Origin of the sequence: Rhizobium phaseoli (genome assembly GCF_010668805.1) — a bacterium.
In the GTDB taxonomy this organism is placed as follows: domain Bacteria; phylum Pseudomonadota; class Alphaproteobacteria; order Rhizobiales; family Rhizobiaceae; genus Rhizobium; species Rhizobium phaseoli_A.
In genome coordinates this window covers 1-16,463 of record NZ_WUFT01000012.1, presented here as the reverse complement: position 1 = coordinate 16,463, position 16,463 = coordinate 1, and the positions used below count along the sequence as shown (strand labels likewise).

Genomic DNA, 16,463 nt, shown 5'->3' with positions numbered 1-16,463 from the left:
CCGGGGCGAGGGGAGTTTGGCCATGTCCGCATCCATTTCCATGGCCGCCGCATTTGCCCTCCTCGCGCTGGCGGCCACTGACAGCCTGGCAAGGACGATCGAAGCGCCCGATCGCGGTGCCGTCCGAGCCGTGCTGATCGGCATCGACCTCTACCGCAATGTTCCGCCGCTGCATGGCGCCGTCGCCGATGCCGAGGACCTTTCGCTTTCGCTGCGTTCGGTCGGCGTCGAGGACATGACGCTGCTGAAGAATGGCGAGGCCGACCGCGAGGGCATCTTCCATGCGATCGAAGCCGTCACCGAGCGGGCAGGGGCCGGCGATCTCGTCGTGCTCGGCATCGCCGGCCACGGGTCGAGCGAGCCGGAGCGCGTCAAGGGCTCGAAACCGAGCGGCCGCGACGAGGTCTATGTGCTTGCCGGCTTCGATACTCGGCTGCCGGGCTCGCGCGAGCGCATCTTCGGCGACGAGTTCAAGGTGCTGATCCACAAGCTGGAGGCCAAGGGCGCCGATGTCGTCTTCATCGCCGACACCTGCCATGCCGGCGGCCTGACCCGCGATGTCGATCCGCGCGGCGCCGAGATCACCTGGCGCCAGGCGCCGTCCTATACGATCGAGGAGGACGATCTGGCGCCGATCTCGACGACGGCGGATGCGCTTTCCACCGGCTTCGATTTCAAGCGGCTGACTTTCCTCGCCGCCGTCGACGACAACACCAAATCGCCCGAAATCTCCATTCCCGGCATTCCGCAGAAACGCGGCGCGCTGAGCTATGCCACCGCCCGCGCTTTCGAAGGGGCGGCCGATCGCAACGGCGACGGCGCCGTTAGCCGCCGCGAACTCTTCGAATATGTGCGCCAGTCGGTCTATCAGTTCACCGACCAGCGGCAGAACATTTTTACCGAAAGCCCGCCGGGAACCGATCTCGACCGCGCTGTGGTCTATAATTACCAAGGGGCGGTGGCGCAGGCGGCGGCGGAGAAATCGAACGCTCCGCCGCCCGCCGAGCCCGCGCCGATCAGCGTTGCCGCCCTCGGCGCCGAGCCGGTGCTGCAGGGCGTTGCATCAGCCATCACGCCGTTCAAGCTGACGGAGGGTACCAATGCCGACATTGTCTTCGATCCGGAAAAACGCGAAGCGATTGCCGGCGGCGATGTCGTCGCCTCCGGCATCGGCGCCGGCGACATGCCGTTCGTCGTCGACCGGATGGCCGCACTCGATACGCTGAAGCGGCTGTCGCAAGCCAATCCGCAGACCGTGCGGGTGACGCCGTCCGACACCGTCCATCGCGAAGGCGAGCGTGTCGGCGCCGCCGTTTCCGAACTAGCGGGCCGCAAGCTGGTGCTCTTCGACGTCACCGGCGATGGCACCGTGCAGTTCCTCTATCCCGGCGAGAAGGATGGCGAGGCTGAGATGCCGGCGAGTTTCGATCTCGATCTTTCCGTCGTCGCCCCGTTCGGCACCGATCTGCTCGTCGCCGTCACCTCGGAAAAACCGATGCCCGAGCTTATCGAGTTCCTGAAGCAGAATGACAGGCGCCGCACCGCCGGCAATATCGCCAGGCGGCTCGGCGAATTCCTGCCCGAGGGCGCCCGCCTCGGATTTACGGTCCTCTATACCTCCGCCGGAGCCAAGCTATGAGCGCGTCGATCAGCAGGATCCTGACTATTGCCTCCGTCATGCTGCTTCTGGCGGCGCCTGCGCTGGGCCAGCAGGATACCGATTTCGCCGGCGAGGATGGCGGCCGTGTCATCGGCGGCCAGGCGGCAAAGAAGGGCGAATGGCCGTGGCAGGTCAAAATCCTGGCGCCCGATCCCGAACAGCGCGGCCGCTTCGGCGGCCATTGCGGCGGCTCGCTGATTGCGCCGCGCTGGATCCTGACCGCCGCCCATTGCGTCACCAGCGGCCGCTCCGGCAAGCAGGATCTGTTCGCCCGCGACCTGCTGATCGTCGAGGGCAAGTCGAAGATCGACAAGGTGATCTCCGTCGACGGGCCGGATAAACCCGGCCTTGCCGTCGAAGACGTGGTCATTCATGAGGATTTCGACCGCAAGGTCTTTGCCAACGACATCGCGCTCATCAAGCTTGCCGAACCCGCCGTCTCCAGGCCTGCAACCCTCGCCTCGGCGGGGGATGACGCGGTCGAGGCCGCCGGCCACATGGCTGTCGTCACCGGCTGGGGTTACACCAAGGCCGATCACGGCTGGGACGACAAATACCTGCCGACCGAGCTGCAGGAAGTCGAGCTGCCGATCGTTCCGCGTGAGGATTGCCGCGCCGCCTATCGCGACAGCTCGATGCGGATGAACCCGATCGACGAGCGCAATGTCTGCGCCGGTTACGCCGAAGGCGGCAAGGATGCCTGCCAGGGCGACAGCGGCGGCCCGCTGGTGGCCCAGCGCCCCGACAAGAGCTGGATCCAGCTCGGCATCGTCAGCTGGGGTGCCGGCTGCGCCGAGGCGAAACATTACGGCGTCTATACCCGCGTCGCCGCCTTCCGCGACTGGATCGCAGCCAAGACCGAGGGCGACGTGCCGAATGTCGAAGCTTCCGCCGGCGATCAGGTCGCCTCGACCACCACCGATGCCGCGACCAAGCTGAGACAGTCAGGCCAGAAACTCGCCAACCTCGCCATCACCACCCCGCCCGCCGGCGATAACGCCCCTGCCGCCACGACCGAAACGCCAGACGCCCCCACCAGCGAACCCGCACCGGCTGCCAAACCCGCCGCCAATGAACCCGCCGTCCGGCCGCCTGTGGTCCAGACGCCTGCGGTCCAGACACCCGTTGCTCAGGCGCCCGCCGTCCAAACACCTGGGATCGAAAGCTCTCCCGGCGATCGTGTGCTGCTGATCGGCATCGACGATTACGAGATGCGCGAGGCGAAACTGACCGGCTCTGCCAGCGATGTGAAGGCGATGCAGCTCTTCCTGGTGAAGACGCTCGCCTACCGCCCGGAACAGATCCACACGCTGACCAACCGCAAGGCCAGCCGCGAGGCGATCCTTGCCGAAATCGACGACTGGCTGGTGCGCCAGTCGACGCCGGGAAGCCGGGTCTTCCTCTATTTCAGCGGCCAGGGCTCGGAGGAAATGGGCGCCGAGGCGACGACCAGCCCGACCCTTGTTGCGGCCGATGCCAAGCTGGTGCGCGAGGCCGGCAAGGTGACGGTCACCAACCAGATCCGCGAAACCGAGATCGCCGCACGGCTGAACAGCCTCAAGGACCGCCGCGTCACCCTGCTGATCGATGCCTGCCATGTCGGGCCGGGCAGCCGCAGCGCGGTGGCAGCACCCAGCGGCGGCAACGTCCGTTGCCTCGGTCCGGCGCTGGCAGGGCTCGAACCGCCGAACAAATCCGGCACGGAAGCGAAATTCTCCTTCGGCGGCGAAAACGCCATGGTTTGGTCGGCGGTCAATTCAGGCCAATGGGCGCTGGTCGACCGCGAAGCCAAGCCGCCGGGCGGCGTCTTCACCCGCCGCTTCATCGAAGGCGTCGAGGATGGCGTGGCGCGCGCCGCCGACAAGCCGAATGTCAGCAATGCCGCCCTGCTCGATTACGTAAGGCGCAAATCCGACGAATATTGCCGGACGCATGCCGAGGATTGCCGCTTCACGCCGGTGCCGCAATTTTATGGCCAGCCGGACGCGCTCGGCCGCGATGTCATCACCGGCGAGGAGGCAAAAACCCCGCTCGCCGCCGTCGAGAATACACTGAAGAGCGACAATGAGGCCGGCGTTGCCGTCGACGTGCTGCCCGGCACCTCGGTCGGCATCGGCGACAAGGTGGCGATGCGGGTCTCGACCAAGAAATCCGGCTACCTGATCCTGGTCGATATCGATGCCTCCGGCAAGCTGACCCAGCTTTTCCCGAACAAGCGCTCGATGGGGCTGAAACCATCCGCCAAGAGCGGCGACAACCGGCTCGATCCGGCGCGGCCGGTCGTCGTGCCGGATGCGCGCAATCCCTATACCGGTTTCGAATATGTGGTGGAGGGACCTGCCGGCGTCGGCATGGTCGTCGCCATCCTCAGCGACAAGCCGATCGAAGTGCTCGACCTGCCGGATGTGCCGACCCCGCTGGTCGGCCAGCGCGCCGCCTTCAACTATGTCTACGATCTCGCCCGCAGTCTGAGGATCGTCGGCGACGACGAGACCGGCGGCCAGGGAAAGTGGTCGTTCGATTCCAAATTCTACCGCATCCGCTGAAGAGGAGGGAACCCATGCCGAAATCCACCCTGCTGGCGGGTCTTGCCGCTTCCCTGCTGACGCTCGCCTCAGCCGCCCATGCCGACAACTCCGGCGACGGCAAGGCGATGCTCGCCGCCCAGGCCGGGCTTGCCGCCGAACTCATCGACCGCACGCTGGCAAAGGAGGGTGCTGCCAATATCATGGTGTCGCCGGCAAGCCTTGCCGCCGCCCTTGGCCTTGCCAGCCTCGGCGCCTCGGCCGAAGGCAAGGCCGCAATCGCCAAAGGCCTCGGCTTCGGCAGCGAGGTGAAGGGGCCGGAGACGGTGCTCGACGCCATGTCGCCGGAAAAGCCGGCAGTCGCGGATGCACCTTTGGCGACGGCGGTTGCGATCGTCTTCGACGACAAGCTGGTGCTCGCCCCCGACGCGCTCTCGATGCTCGCCACCCACCGGATCAAACCGTCGATCGAGGATCTCGACGGACCGGCATCGGTCGAGCACATCAACCTCTGGGTCAAGGAGACGACGCGCGGCGCCATCCCCGTCATCCTTGACGCGCCGCCCGGCGGCGGCTTCGTCAGCCTGGGCGCGCTGTCCTTCAAGGCGCGCTGGAAGACCTCTTTCGAGAGGGAAAGCCCGGCAAGCCCCTTTAAGCGGCCGGACGGCTCGACGATCTCGGTGCCGATGATGCATCTCACAGGCGATGGGCAGAAATTCCGCGTCGACGACAAATTCGCCGCCGTCGACCTTGCCTATACAGGCGAAGGCTACAGCATGGTCGTGGTGGCGGCGCGCTCCGGCAAGGGTGTCAGTGGCGCCGACCTGAAGGCGCTCACCTCCTGGCTGCAGGGGGAAAAATTCGAAGCGGCCAAGGGTGAAATCTTCCTGCCCCGCTTTTCCCTGAACGACGGGCGTGATTTGATGCCGGTGCTGAACGCGATGGGACTTATGCCCGAAAAGGCACGGCATGCCACTTTCCCGGGTTTCACCAAGGAAAACATTCGCTTGTCGCGCGTTCTTCAGAAGACGATGATCAAAATTGACGAAAACGGCACGGAGGCAGCGGCAGCCACGGCAGCGATCACGGAACGCAGCATCGATCCCAAGCTCGTTCGCGTCGTCGCCGATGCCCGTTTTGCCTTTGCGCTGAGGGATACCAAGACAGGCCTGCTCTTGGCCGCCGGCCTTATCGGCGATCCACTTCTGGCCGGCGAATAGAAATGCCAATGATTGCAGGGGGACACGTGCATGAGAAGTGATCTGATCGCCCGCTACACGATCGGCGAGCCGGTCTATGAGAACGAGTTCATCGTCTATCCCGCCCAGGACAAGCGGATGGACCATGCGGTCTTCATCGTTGCCCCCGATGTGGCGTTGAAACTCGACAAGGCGCGTTTCGAGCGGGTCTGGACCTCGATCAACGAGGCGAAATCGCTGACCGCACGCCGCTTCGTCGAAATCGAGGACCTGATCCCGCCATCGCCGGAAGACGACAATTTTTATATCGTCGAGAAGCGGCCGTCGAAAACGCTGCACCAGTATCTCGACGAAACCGAAATGGTGGCCTATGAGCGCGCCGCCGAGATCGGCCGCCACATCCTTGAGGGCCTGGCGACGCTGCACGGCGCCGGTTACGCCCATAACGCGCTGACGGACCAGTGCATCTACGTGTCCGAGGATTATTCCGGCCTGTCGGTCCGGATCGGCAACCTGCACCTGATCTCGAAAATCGGCGAACACATTATTCCGCCCTATGTGCCGGAATTCGGCGCGCCGGAAATCTATGCCAGCGGCACGTTCTCGGCCTCATCAGCCCTCGACATCTATGCAATGGGCATGATCGCCTACAAGCTCTTCCTGCCGCGCCAGACCTATAACAGCGTCTTCGACAGCGTCATGGTCTGGGAAGACGAGCACCAGCGCGAGCAGAGCTGGAAAAACATCCATCTCGATCCTTCCAACATCTTTCCCCGCCTCGACGTGCTGATCCCCGGCTTTCCCGAGGGGCTTGCAAGCCTGATCGAAAGAATGCTGAGCCGCGACCCGGCCCAGCGTCCGCGCACCGGCGCCGATGCGCTTGGCGAATACACAAGGGTGACGACGGGCATCCAGCCGATGTCCTGGGATCCGCGCGGCGGCATGCAGCAGCAACAGGAAGCGCCGAAGCCGAAAAAGTGGACGCCAATCAAAATCTCCATGATCGCGGCGCTGCTGTTGATCTGCATCGGCGTCGGCGTCGTCACCATTCCGAAACTCCTGCGCCCGGATCCGAAACTCGTTGCCGATGTCGGCACCTGGAAGAAGGAGGCCGAAAGCCGCAAACAGCAGGCGATCGCCGCCAAGGCGCCGGAGCGGCCGGCCAGTGACCAGGCGAAGCTTTCCTATGACACCGGTGCGGCCGCGCTGACCTCTGCCGATGTCCTGCTCAAGGACGAGGACTACGAAAAGGCCCTTCCGGGCTACCAGTCTGCTGCGATCAATCTCGGCAATGCGCTGATCGCCATATCAAAGGAGAATGCCGAAAAGGCGAAAGCCGCCGCTTCGGCTGCAGGCGGCGACAAGGCGCCGGCTTTTGCCGAGGCCGATGCCAAGATGAAGACTGCCGCCGACAGCGCCGCCGCCAAGCAGATGCACGGCGCCATCGACAATTACGACGCATCGAAAACCGCTTTCGACGATCTCGCCAAGGCGCTGACCGCGCTGACATCAGCCGAAAAGAACGCAGCGGCAAAACGCGAGACCGTTAATCGCATCGGCGCCGGCGATAGCCCCGATGTCGCCAAGGCGAGCGGGTTGATGACCGACGCCAAGGCCAAGGCCGAGCAATGGCAGATGCCGGCGGCGACATCGGGCTATGGCGACGCCGCCAAGCTTTTCGACGCCCTCATCGCCGATGTCATGGCCTCGAAGGACGAGGCGACGGCGCTGAAGCAGAAGGTCGCCGATCTCAACGCCTCGATCGCGACGCGCGCCGGCGCGGCCGATCCGACGCTTGCCGCACTCGCGCCGAAGATCGGCGAGGCCGATGGCCGCTATACAGCCGAGGCCTATAAAATAGCGGTGGTCGCCTACAAACCGATCCTTGCCGATCTCGAGGCGCTGTCGGCGCGCGGCTTCTGCCCGGTTTCGCCGACCCTTGCCTTCGAGACCGTGCCGGCGGGAAGTTATTCGCTCGACAATGTCCGGCTGATGACCGCCTCGATGAAGGAGCTCGGCGGCATGCTCGGCGTTGGCAATGGCGCCGTGAAGGTCGAAAAATCCTTCTGCATGCAGGCGAAGGCCGTCACCCGCGCCGAGATGGCGGCCTATTACACCGCCAATTCCGATCCCGCCTCGGCCCAGGCCTATGCCGACAATCCGCAGCAGCCGGCCGACGACGTGCCGCTTGCCGTGGCGCAGACCTATACCGCCTGGTTGTCGAAGCAGTTGAACACCCCCGTCCACCTGCCGTCGGCAACGGAATGGATGGCCAGTGCGACGAAGATCGCGACGGAAAAACTGCCCGACAATGGCGACATCATCCTGCAATGGAGCGCCACTCCATGCGAGGCCGGCGGCAACGTCGCCTTCATGGCGCAGGAAGGCTCGACCTTCGTCGTCTGCTCGGACGCTTCGGCCGGCGGGGTCTTTCGGGTGACTGCTGAGTTGCGGTGAGTGAACCGGAGCGTCGAGATCGAAAGGAAGAAATCCCGCATGCCTCCATCGGTGCAACACGTGTCGACGCAGCGCTTGAAAATAGGTCGCAAAGCGCCCTTTTTTCTGCATTCGGCAGCCTCGCGCTCAAGCGGTACACCTCACGAAATTTCAATTCCAACTTTCATAAAATGCGCGTATATTGAAAGCGGGGATTGCAGTATTCCCGCCTTGAGGGGTCGAGGATAATGTGCTGGAACACATCAGCAGCATTTACGCCGGTCGGTTTTGCTTTGCGAGGTCCGGCATCTCGCAAGATCGTATGGACACTTGGAGACGCGGCGCGTCTCCTGATGAACGACTGGCCTTGCGATGACGGCGAGGAATACGTCGCTGCCGTGAAAGCCTGCGTCGACGCCATCAGCGGCAAAATCGCCCCGGAACAATTCCGCGAAGCGCTTCTGCGTGCGGCCGACGAGGCGGGTATCGCCGCTCTCAGCCTCGTCCCGCAGGCCGTGGCAGCCCGACGACCAGACCGGCCGTCGAAGGCGCAAAGATAGCCCGAATTTCAAGAGCTACCCGCCTTTTCATGTCAAATCGTCGTTGGTGCCTGCGGCTCCCTCATCCGACCCTGCGGGCCACCTTCTCCCCGCTGGGGAGAAGAGGGGAGCGAGGTGCGTCGATACTGCCAAACGAATCCACCTACCAAAGGCACTCCATCCAATGGAGTCTTTGGCGAACCGGCAATCTCCCTCTTCTCCCCAGCGGGGGTCCGAAGGACGGGTTGAGACCCGTGGCTCAACCCCGGGCGGTGCCCGTAGGGCGGATGAGGGGGCCACACGGCACGCCTGTCACGATTGCCCTTCGCTTGCGCTCAGTGTGCCACCTCCAGCGATCTTAGCTCCATCCCTCACATTCCAGGCCTTGAGCCTGGAATCCACGCCTCATGCTCCAGCAGTCGTGGCGTGGGTCCTCGGCTCAAGGCCGAGGACGACGGAGAGTGGGGGTGGCTTCTCGCCAACTTGGCCCGATTTTCCCAGCCGCATCGAGGATTGGGCGCGGTGAGGCACCCTGGGGGGCCGAAGGACGGGTTGAGACCGGTGGCTCAACCCCGGGCAGTGGCCCGCAGGGTCGGATGAGAGCGCCACACGGCACGCCTTTACCATCGCCCTTCGCTCCTTCCATCGCCTTGCTTCGCAAATATGCAATGCGCGAGCCAAGGACCGCTTCGGGCCAAAAGGCGACAAGGCTGCTCGGCCGCTTCGCACCAGCAGCAGTCGTCTATGGATAGACTAATCGTCGTTGGTGCCGAGCCACACGGCAAGCCTTTCACGCTTGCCCTTCGCTTGCGCTCAGTGTGAGCGATCTCCAGCGATCTTAGCTCCATCCCTCACATTCCAGGCCTTGAACCTGGAATCCACGCCACATCCGCCAGCAGTCGTAGCGTGGGTCCTCGGCTCAAGGCCGAGGACGACGGAGAGTGGGGCTGGCTTCTCGGCAACTCGGCCCGGCTTTCCCAGCCGCATCGAGGATTAAATCGCGATTTGGGGCCATATCCCTTACTGATCGGCCGGGGCTTCGCGGACCTGCATGATCTTGTCGATCAAGCCCCATTCCAATGCTTCTTGCGGCGTCATGAAGCGGTCGCGGTCCATCGCGCGTTCAAAATCCTCATAGGAGCGCCCGCAATGTTCCGCGTAGAGCCGTGTCATACGCTGCTTTGTTTTCAGGATTTCCTCGGCGTGAATTTGCATATCGGACGCCTGCCCCTGAAAGCCGCCTGACGGCTGGTGGATCAGGATACTTGCATTTGGCAGGGTGGCCCGTTCGCCCGGCTCGCCCGCCATCAGCAGAAACGATCCCATGGAGCGGGCCGTACCCATGCAGAGCGTGTGAACCGGCGCGCGGATGTAGCGCATGGTGTCATACATGGCGAGGCCGCTGGTCACGACGCCGCCCGGCGAATTGATATAGAGGTTGATAGGCTTTTTGGGATTTTCTGCTTCCAGAAACAGCAGCTGCGCGCAGACGAGGGCCGAAACGGTGTCGTTCACCTCGCCATTGAGAAAGATAATCCGCTCGCGCAGAAGCCGGGAATAAATATCGAATGATCGTTCTCCCCGGCTGGACTGTTCTACGACCATAGGGACGAGTTGCATCGCTTCGCGCATCGGCGACCTCCAAACTTCCAGAGTTTTAGGGTGAGGCTCGCCGCGTCAGGCGGCGAGCATGAGGAGCGGGCTGTTGCTGTTCGCAGCCGCCCTCGCCATCCGGTCGAGCCTTCCGTCCGTCAGATCGTGGACGATCCGAAGGCAGGTGCCGCCCGTTGCGTTCGGTGTGATCGTGAACGTCACGGTACTTTCAAGGAATGGTGGGCTGTCGTCGCGCAGCCTGTAGCGGACTTCCTGGCCGGGAGTGACGGCGATCGCATCGGGATCGGCCAATGCCTGCTTTGGCAACCACCTTTCCCGAAATTCGGGAATACTAAGGGCGCGCCAGACCTTGTGCGGCGGATCGACCAAGTCAAATTCCAGCTCGACGCCGCTATTCTGCTCCTCGGTCTTTTGTTCGTTCATTGATCCATATCCTTCAGCAAGACCTTGAGAGCTGCGATGCGGTCGGGCCAATAGGCGCGATACTTCGCCAGCCATTGAGCGATGAGAGCTAGCCCCTCCGGATCGACTTCGTAGTTCACGAAACGCCCCTGTCGTTCTTCCCTCACGAGCTTTGCACTGCGCAGAACTGCAAGGTGTTGCGACATTGCCGGCTGGCTGATCTCCATGCCTTCACGCAAGGCGCTGGCGTTCATGCTCCCCGCCGCCAGCTTCTCAAAGATCGCGCGGCGGGTCGGGTCTGCCAAAGCCCGGAAAAAGTCATTCTCGATCATGCCAACACATAAGCACACACTTATCTCTTTCGCAAGCCTGTTTTCGAGACGATTTTCTGGTGTCGCTGGCGGGCATGCCAGCGTTTCCACGGCGGCCTTGGTCGCTTCGCGGGCGAAGGCGCGTTTCTGATCGTCGGTTCGGCCGGGATGCATCTGCAGGTGAAGAATAGGCATGTTTTCTCGATGTTCGTTCGCACAATCTGAGGCGAACCAGATACAAGGCGGCGTGCGTTTGTGGAGCCGTACGGAAGCTCTGGGACGACTGCCGGCGATGGAATACATCACTCGATGAGGCCAGCTTTGCGCAGCCCGTCCACAATGCGCTCGAAATCGGCAGGGTTCTTGTAGGGCAGCACTTTGCGCCTGTGCTCCAGCGAATAATCGGGATTGATCCGGAACACTTCCTCCCACTGCCCGCGCGCCTCCGCCACGCAGCCCAAGTGACCATAGCTCGCCGCCAGCAACACACGTGAGATGTCGGTGGCCGGATTGCGGACCAGTCGTCGCTTCAGGAAGACAACGGCCTCCTCGTACCTGCCCAACTGGAACATCGCCTGCGCGTGGAAGTGCAGAAAAATGTCTGGATAATATGGATTCAAGGCGATCGCCCGCTCGAAGCAGACGAGGGCCTCGTCGGATCTGCCCGCATAGTGCAGCGCGTTTCCGAGGCTCTCGTGGCCCTCGACAAGGTTGGGAGCAAGCGCGATCGCGCGTTCAGCCTCGCGGATGGCCACGTCAAGTCGTCGCAGGTACAAGTTGACGACGGCCAGCGCCCAATGTGCGTACGGATACCGATCGTCGAGCGCCACCGCCAGCGTCGCAGCCTCGGTCGCCTGTTCCAGCGATTTCGACGGTGATCGGCTCCACTGGTTAACGTAGGCCAGCCCGTGCGTCACGGCGAGGAACGCGTGCGCCGGGGCGAATTTCGGGTCCAGGTCGACGGCGCGCTGCAGCAATTGCCGGCCCTGAATGTTCTGCTCTCTCGTCAGCCGCCACATGTGTTCACGGCCCCGCAAGAAGCAGTCATAGGCTTCCAGATTTTGAGTCTGCTCGGTCGCGAGCCGCTGCTGGTCTCCGGCCGTCAGCTTGAGTTCCAGAGCGCCTACGATCTGCTGCGTGACGTCATCCTGCACTGCGAAGATATCGGTCAGGTCGCGATCGAAACGCTCCGCCCACTGATGCCCGCCGGTGGTGGCATCAATCAGCTGCGCGGTGATCCTCACCTTGTTGCCTGATTTGCGAACGCTTCCTTCCAGCACGTAGCGCACTTTGAGGCTGTCGCCCACTTCCTGCACGTTCACGTTCCGGCCCTTGAAGCTAAACGACGAGTTGCGAGCGATGACAAACAGCTGCGACAGCTTCGATAGAGCTGTGATGATATCTTCGGAGATGCCGTCAGCGAAGTACTCCTGCTCGGCATCGCCGCTCATGTTGACGAATGGCAGCACGGCAATCGAGAGGTCCAACGGCAATGCGGCCGGCGCACGAGCAACGGCGGCGATCACTCCTGGCTTTACCTCCGCGGCGGTGCCGACCTGGAGCGAATAGATCCGGATCGGCTCGGCAATGTTCTTGAGCTGCGTGTTGCCGAGATCGCTGACGGAGAGATCGAGTCTCGCCCTGACCTGGCGATAGGCGTCCTCGGACAGGCAAATAGCGCCGGGGGCCGCGATACCCTCGAGACGCGAGGCGATGTTGACGCCGTCGCCCATCAGGTCGCCATCGAATTCCTCTACTACGTCCCCCAGATGGATGCCGATCCGGAACTCGATGCGCCGATCCTGCTGAACGCCGGCATTGCGGTCGACCATGCCGTTCTGCACCTCGATGGCGCAGCGCACGGCATCGACAACGCTGCGGAATTCGGCCAGCGCTCCGTCACCAGTGCGCTTGATGACACGGCCGTTGTGCACTGCGATGGTTGGATCGATCAGGTCGCTGCGCAGTGCCCGCAACCTTGCCAGGGTGCGATCTTCGTCCTCGCTGGCGAGCCGGCTGTATCCGACTACGTCCGCGGCCAGAATTGCGGCCAGCTTGCGATTCTCGCTCATAGAGCCGTCCCCCATCTCTACGATAGCAGGAAGACAGAGACAGGGGAACTTCTGCCCCGAGCGATCTCGGCTGAGATCAAGTTCTCTGGTGTATTTGCGACCTACAGCGTGTTCGTCGACGATGTCTGCTTTCGGGCAAACTCCGCCATGGCTCAGATGCCGAAAGCCTAAGTCCGGGCGAAGCCAGGTGGCCCCAGCTTGCGGGCGGTGGATTCGCAGCAGCCAGCAAGTCAACCGGTCGCCCGACGCGGTCAACACGGGAGGCGCGTGCCGGCTCCCTGCCCAATAGCATGGCGGCGTCCCGCAGCTCGAGCCTTCGATGCTGCGGGTCGTCTCTCAGGCCTCGGATTTCAGCTTGCCGCCGACCGCCCAGAAATCCTTGGCAATCTCCGTTATCAGGATTTCCACCGATTCCGGCGGGCATGCCAGCGTTTCGACGGCGGCCTTGGTCGCTTCGCGGGCGAAGGCGCGCTTCTGATCGTCGGTGCGGCCGGGATGCATCTGCAGGTGAAGAATAGGCATGTTTTCTCCTTGGTCATATCGGTTATATCCATCGCCTTGGCTCGGACGTGACCACTATGTTGTAAATGCTGAGGTTGATAAATAAGCTCCCGGTATCGTCATTCGAAACCAACAGGTAGGCAATCATGGACAAGCTGGCCGGCATGACGATGTTCGTTCGGGTCATCGACAACGGCAGTTTCGCGGCGGCGGCAGGGATCGCGCAAGTGTCGCCTGCCATGGTTGCCAAGCACATCAAGACCATCGAGACCCGGCTCGGGGCGAAGCTGATCCATCGCACCACGCGACGCCATCAGCTCACAGAGGTTGGCCAGCTTTATTACGAGCGCTGCAAACGTGCGCTTTCCGAAGTGGCGCTGGCCGAAGCTTCGGCCAGCGAGCTGCAATCGGCGCCTCGCGGCCGGCTTCGGCTGGTTGCACCCGTCAGCTTCGGGACGCAGATCCTGGTGCCGGCGCTGATCGATTACCAGAACGCCTATCCCGACGTCAGCATCGAGCTATCGCTCGACAATAATGTCCATGACCTCGTCGGCGAGGGGTTCGAGCTCGGCATCCACATCGGCCCGACATCCGACGACAGCCTGGTCGCCCGCCCGCTCACGCCCTATCGGCGGATTCTCGCTGCCTCGCTGGATTATCTTGCCCGCCATGGCCGGCCGGCCTCGCCTGAGGCTCTGACGAACCATCTCTGCCTCGGCCACTCCTATTGGCGCATGCAGGATCGCTGGCACCTGGTCGGGCCGGGAGGCGAAATGCGCGATGTGTTGATTTCCGGAAAATTCTCCACCAACCAGGGGGCAGCACTGCGAATGGCAGCGCTCAGCGGCGCGGGCATTGTGCTTCAGCCGGAATTGCTGCTCGCCGCCGATATCGCCGAAGGACGGCTTGAGCAGGTGCTGCCGGAATGGTCCTACAAGCCTGTTCCGATGTCCCTCGTCTATGCGCCAAACCGCCGGCCGACAGCGATGTTGCGGACGGTAATAGATTTCCTGGTGGAACGGTTTGGCTAGCGACGCTCGGCAGAGACCGACGGCCGCTACACCGCGGAGGCCGGCGGTTGGCATCGCCGCAGCTCTCGGAACTTCGAACGCAACAACTAAGCTGTGATCGACCGATACAATATATAAATCAGCTAGAGCGGTTCGGCCTTCCTTGTTTTCAATCGGATGCGCCGCAGAAATTTACTTACAGTCAATTACTGCAGGACGAGATCCGCCTTCTCCTGCGTAAGACCGTCCACACTCCCACAAATAGCTTACCGACGGCTGAGGCACTCTCATTACCCACAGCATAGCGATGGTTTACCCCTCGAATCTTGGCAACAAATCCTGATAACGTCGGCTAACTGGACTGGGGTAGTAAATGTCGAATCACGTAGTTACCAAGCTCAATGACCAAACAATCATTAAGCTGCTGTATGATCTAGAAGACCGGCTAGGAGGGAGCATCCAGGTCCACGTTGGCACCAACATCGATAGGGACAACATTGATAGACTGCGGGCCCGAAAAAGGGCGTCCTATTTCATCACGCGTGCAGTCTACAAAGCCCCCGATAACGCCCTCAACGTCCAAATTCCCCGTACACATGCTGGGCAAGCAAGCCCGTACTACGACGACATCACACTGCACATCGAACCTGGTCGCGGCGCGACGGCAAACCTGATTTTCCTCGTAAACGAAATTATAGAGAACAACGTCAAACTGATCTCTCCGCAGAGCGTCCGAAATCCATCGGACGAACTGACCGTCTTGCAGACGGAGATCGCCGGGCTGGCCGACCTACATCAAAAGATGGTCGCAGACACTTCAGAGCTGCGACAGAAGCTGGAAAGTGACTACACCGAACAGCGATCGATCCTGGAGCAGCGACGGACACGCGTCCTGGAGGAGCTTGCCGAAGTCGAAAGGGCGAGCGCCGAGCGGATCAGCGCTGAAGAAGCTAAGCTAGCCGAACGTATCGCCCAGGTTGACGCAAGCGATCACATGTTTGCGCGGCGGAAACTCCGTGAGGACATCACGCTAGAAGTCCGCGAATCGCTCGCGCGGCCAGTGTCGTCAACTCAGTCCTCATACAAGCTTCTTCTGGTAACTCTCTGCTCGATGGCGGCGATCGGTGGATGCGCCTATCTTGCCTTCGAGAGTTTTGAATCTTTCATCTCGCTTGCCGCCAGCAGTTCTGTTGACGTAGCCGACTTACTCGCGCGTGCCGGGGCGCAGGCAACCAATGTTCAGATGCCCGCCACGGTGCCAAAGGATAATACTTTTCTTCTTTGGTTAATGGCTGTCCGAGGTTTCCTCCTCTCTGCTGTAGCGGTTGGCTTTACCTGCTACATAGTTTCAATGTTCCGGACATCTTATGACGAGGACGTCCGCTCATTGCGGGAGCTACAGCGGTATGGGATGGACATTAACCGGGCGAGCTGGGTCATTGAAACCGCGATGGAGATGACTACGAAGGAAGGCGCGGCACTGCCCGAGCGATGGATCGAAGGCGCTACCGCAGGACTTTTCCAAGTCAGCAGCAATAAGGACTCCGAAGTGAATTCCCTCTCAGCTCTCGGTGCCGTTATGGGGCTCGGCCCGGAGGTTTCAGTCGGGCCAGAAGGTGCTCATTTTAAGCTGTCGCCCAAGGCGGCGAAGAAGGCGGCTGCAGATAGCGACTGACTTTCCCTCGGGATTTGGTCATCTGGCACCAACCTTACAGGCGCTGAGGCAACAGCGCGCCAGGGGCAGCTTGAGGTAACTTCCGCTTTGCGCCAGAAGCGGAAGTCGGCTCGCGCTCGATGAGGGACCGATTTGGGGCCGAGAGCAGTTCGCTTGCTGCAGGGCGCATCTAGCGAAGACCTTCCGTTCGGTAAGCGACGGCGCCAGTCGTCCAGTTCGGCCTGTAACGTGCTCCAAAGCAGACGCTCGGTGTAGGTATTGAAAGTAATCTCAATCGGTGGCGGATTCCGCTGCCGCATCCGGCTCAATCGTGAACCGCCGCCGGTAGTGATCAACGAAGACCTGTAAGGCCATCGCGAAGCGATCCCGAAGCGCGTCGGCATCAGTCGGTCGTGAGCGTCCGGCGAACGCATTTTCGCGCGCTCGATCGGCCGATTCTATGGGACGCGCTTCACCTCATCGACCATGACACGCTCGATCATCTCGGGATCGCATTGTTCATCGACGAGGAATTGGCGG

General features: G+C 62.1%; 11 protein-coding genes and 3 pseudogenes. 8 read left to right on the top strand and 6 right to left on the bottom strand.

Features of this window, described 5'->3' with window-relative positions; translation table 11 throughout:
- Positions 1–22 precede the first annotated feature (22 nt).
- The 5 genes from GR197_RS19215 (at position 23) to GR197_RS19195 (ending at position 8,380) form a co-directional block, all read left to right on the top strand.
- Positions 23–1,639, top strand: coding sequence for a caspase family protein (locus GR197_RS19215; protein WP_164012345.1), 1,617 nt, complete (start codon positions 23–25; stop codon positions 1,637–1,639).
- The gene (locus GR197_RS19210; RefSeq protein ID WP_164012343.1) at positions 1,636–4,206 is read left to right on the top strand and encodes a trypsin-like serine protease; all 2,571 of its coding nucleotides are present in this window, start codon (positions 1,636–1,638) and stop codon (positions 4,204–4,206) included. Before GR197_RS19215 ends, GR197_RS19210 begins: the two co-directional genes overlap by 4 nt.
- Positions 4,207–4,220: 14 nt before the next feature.
- On the top strand, positions 4,221–5,405 hold the full coding sequence (locus GR197_RS19205) for a serpin family protein (protein ID WP_164012341.1): 1,185 nt from the start codon (positions 4,221–4,223) through the stop codon (positions 5,403–5,405).
- A gap of 30 nt (positions 5,406–5,435) precedes the next feature.
- On the top strand, positions 5,436–7,841 hold the full coding sequence (locus tag GR197_RS19200) for a protein kinase domain-containing protein (protein WP_164012339.1): 2,406 nt from the start codon (positions 5,436–5,438) through the stop codon (positions 7,839–7,841).
- 227 nt (positions 7,842–8,068) lie between these two features.
- The gene (locus GR197_RS19195) at positions 8,069–8,380 is read left to right on the top strand and encodes a DUF982 domain-containing protein (protein WP_164012337.1); all 312 of its coding nucleotides are present in this window, start codon (positions 8,069–8,071) and stop codon (positions 8,378–8,380) included.
- A 999-nt stretch (positions 8,381–9,379) separates the two neighbouring features.
- Here GR197_RS19195 and GR197_RS19190 read toward each other — a convergent pair.
- The 6 genes and pseudogenes from GR197_RS19190 to GR197_RS19170 form a co-directional block, all read right to left on the bottom strand.
- A complete protein-coding gene (locus GR197_RS19190; protein WP_164012335.1) occupies positions 9,380–9,991 on the bottom strand; it encodes an ATP-dependent Clp protease proteolytic subunit in 612 nt (203 codons plus the stop codon).
- A gap of 45 nt (positions 9,992–10,036) precedes the next feature.
- Positions 10,037–10,396 (bottom strand): SRPBCC family protein, encoded by a 360-nt coding sequence (locus GR197_RS19185; protein ID WP_164012333.1) that lies wholly within the window; start codon positions 10,394–10,396, stop codon positions 10,037–10,039.
- Positions 10,393–10,707, bottom strand: a complete 315-nt coding sequence (locus tag GR197_RS32400) for an ArsR/SmtB family transcription factor (protein WP_246724635.1) — start codon at positions 10,705–10,707, stop codon at positions 10,393–10,395. Before GR197_RS32400 ends, GR197_RS19185 begins: the two co-directional genes overlap by 4 nt.
- Positions 10,708–10,782: 75 nt before the next feature.
- Positions 10,783–10,881, bottom strand: a pseudogene (locus GR197_RS32665) (tautomerase family protein); the annotation flags it as partial.
- A 107-nt stretch (positions 10,882–10,988) separates the two neighbouring features.
- Positions 10,989–12,758, bottom strand: a complete 1,770-nt coding sequence (locus GR197_RS19175) for an adenylate/guanylate cyclase domain-containing protein (protein ID WP_164012329.1) — start codon at positions 12,756–12,758, stop codon at positions 10,989–10,991.
- A gap of 336 nt (positions 12,759–13,094) precedes the next feature.
- Positions 13,095–13,295 (bottom strand): annotated as a pseudogene (locus GR197_RS19170) (4-oxalocrotonate tautomerase); the annotation flags it as partial.
- Positions 13,296–13,405: 110 nt separating this feature from the next.
- Here GR197_RS19170 and GR197_RS19165 point away from each other — a divergent pair.
- From GR197_RS19165 to GR197_RS32390, 3 genes and pseudogenes are all read left to right on the top strand, one after another.
- The gene (locus tag GR197_RS19165) at positions 13,406–14,290 is read left to right on the top strand and encodes a LysR family transcriptional regulator (RefSeq protein ID WP_164012325.1); all 885 of its coding nucleotides are present in this window, start codon (positions 13,406–13,408) and stop codon (positions 14,288–14,290) included.
- A gap of 352 nt (positions 14,291–14,642) precedes the next feature.
- Entirely contained in the window at positions 14,643–15,944 is a 1,302-nt protein-coding gene (locus tag GR197_RS19160; RefSeq protein WP_164012322.1) for a hypothetical protein, read from the top strand.
- A gap of 386 nt (positions 15,945–16,330) precedes the next feature.
- A pseudogene (locus tag GR197_RS32390) lies at positions 16,331–16,463 on the top strand (IS5/IS1182 family transposase); the annotation flags it as partial.

Coding starts and splice junctions, on each gene's coding strand:
- GR197_RS19160 (WP_164012322.1), top strand. CDS start 14,643: ATGTCGAATCACGTAGTTACCAAGCTCAATGACCAAACAATCATTAAG.
- GR197_RS19200 (WP_164012339.1), top strand. CDS start 5,436: ATGAGAAGTGATCTGATCGCCCGCTACACGATCGGCGAGCCGGTCTAT.
- GR197_RS19190 (WP_164012335.1), bottom strand. CDS start 9,991: ATGCGCGAAGCGATGCAACTCGTCCCTATGGTCGTAGAACAGTCCAGC.
- GR197_RS19195 (WP_164012337.1), top strand. CDS start 8,069: ATGTGCTGGAACACATCAGCAGCATTTACGCCGGTCGGTTTTGCTTTG.
- GR197_RS19185 (WP_164012333.1), bottom strand. CDS start 10,396: ATGAACGAACAAAAGACCGAGGAGCAGAATAGCGGCGTCGAGCTGGAA.
- GR197_RS19205 (WP_164012341.1), top strand. CDS start 4,221: ATGCCGAAATCCACCCTGCTGGCGGGTCTTGCCGCTTCCCTGCTGACG.
- GR197_RS19210 (WP_164012343.1), top strand. CDS start 1,636: ATGAGCGCGTCGATCAGCAGGATCCTGACTATTGCCTCCGTCATGCTG.
- GR197_RS19175 (WP_164012329.1), bottom strand. CDS start 12,758: ATGAGCGAGAATCGCAAGCTGGCCGCAATTCTGGCCGCGGACGTAGTC.
- GR197_RS19165 (WP_164012325.1), top strand. CDS start 13,406: ATGGACAAGCTGGCCGGCATGACGATGTTCGTTCGGGTCATCGACAAC.
- GR197_RS19215 (WP_164012345.1), top strand. CDS start 23: ATGTCCGCATCCATTTCCATGGCCGCCGCATTTGCCCTCCTCGCGCTG.
- GR197_RS32400 (WP_246724635.1), bottom strand. CDS start 10,707: ATGATCGAGAATGACTTTTTCCGGGCTTTGGCAGACCCGACCCGCCGC.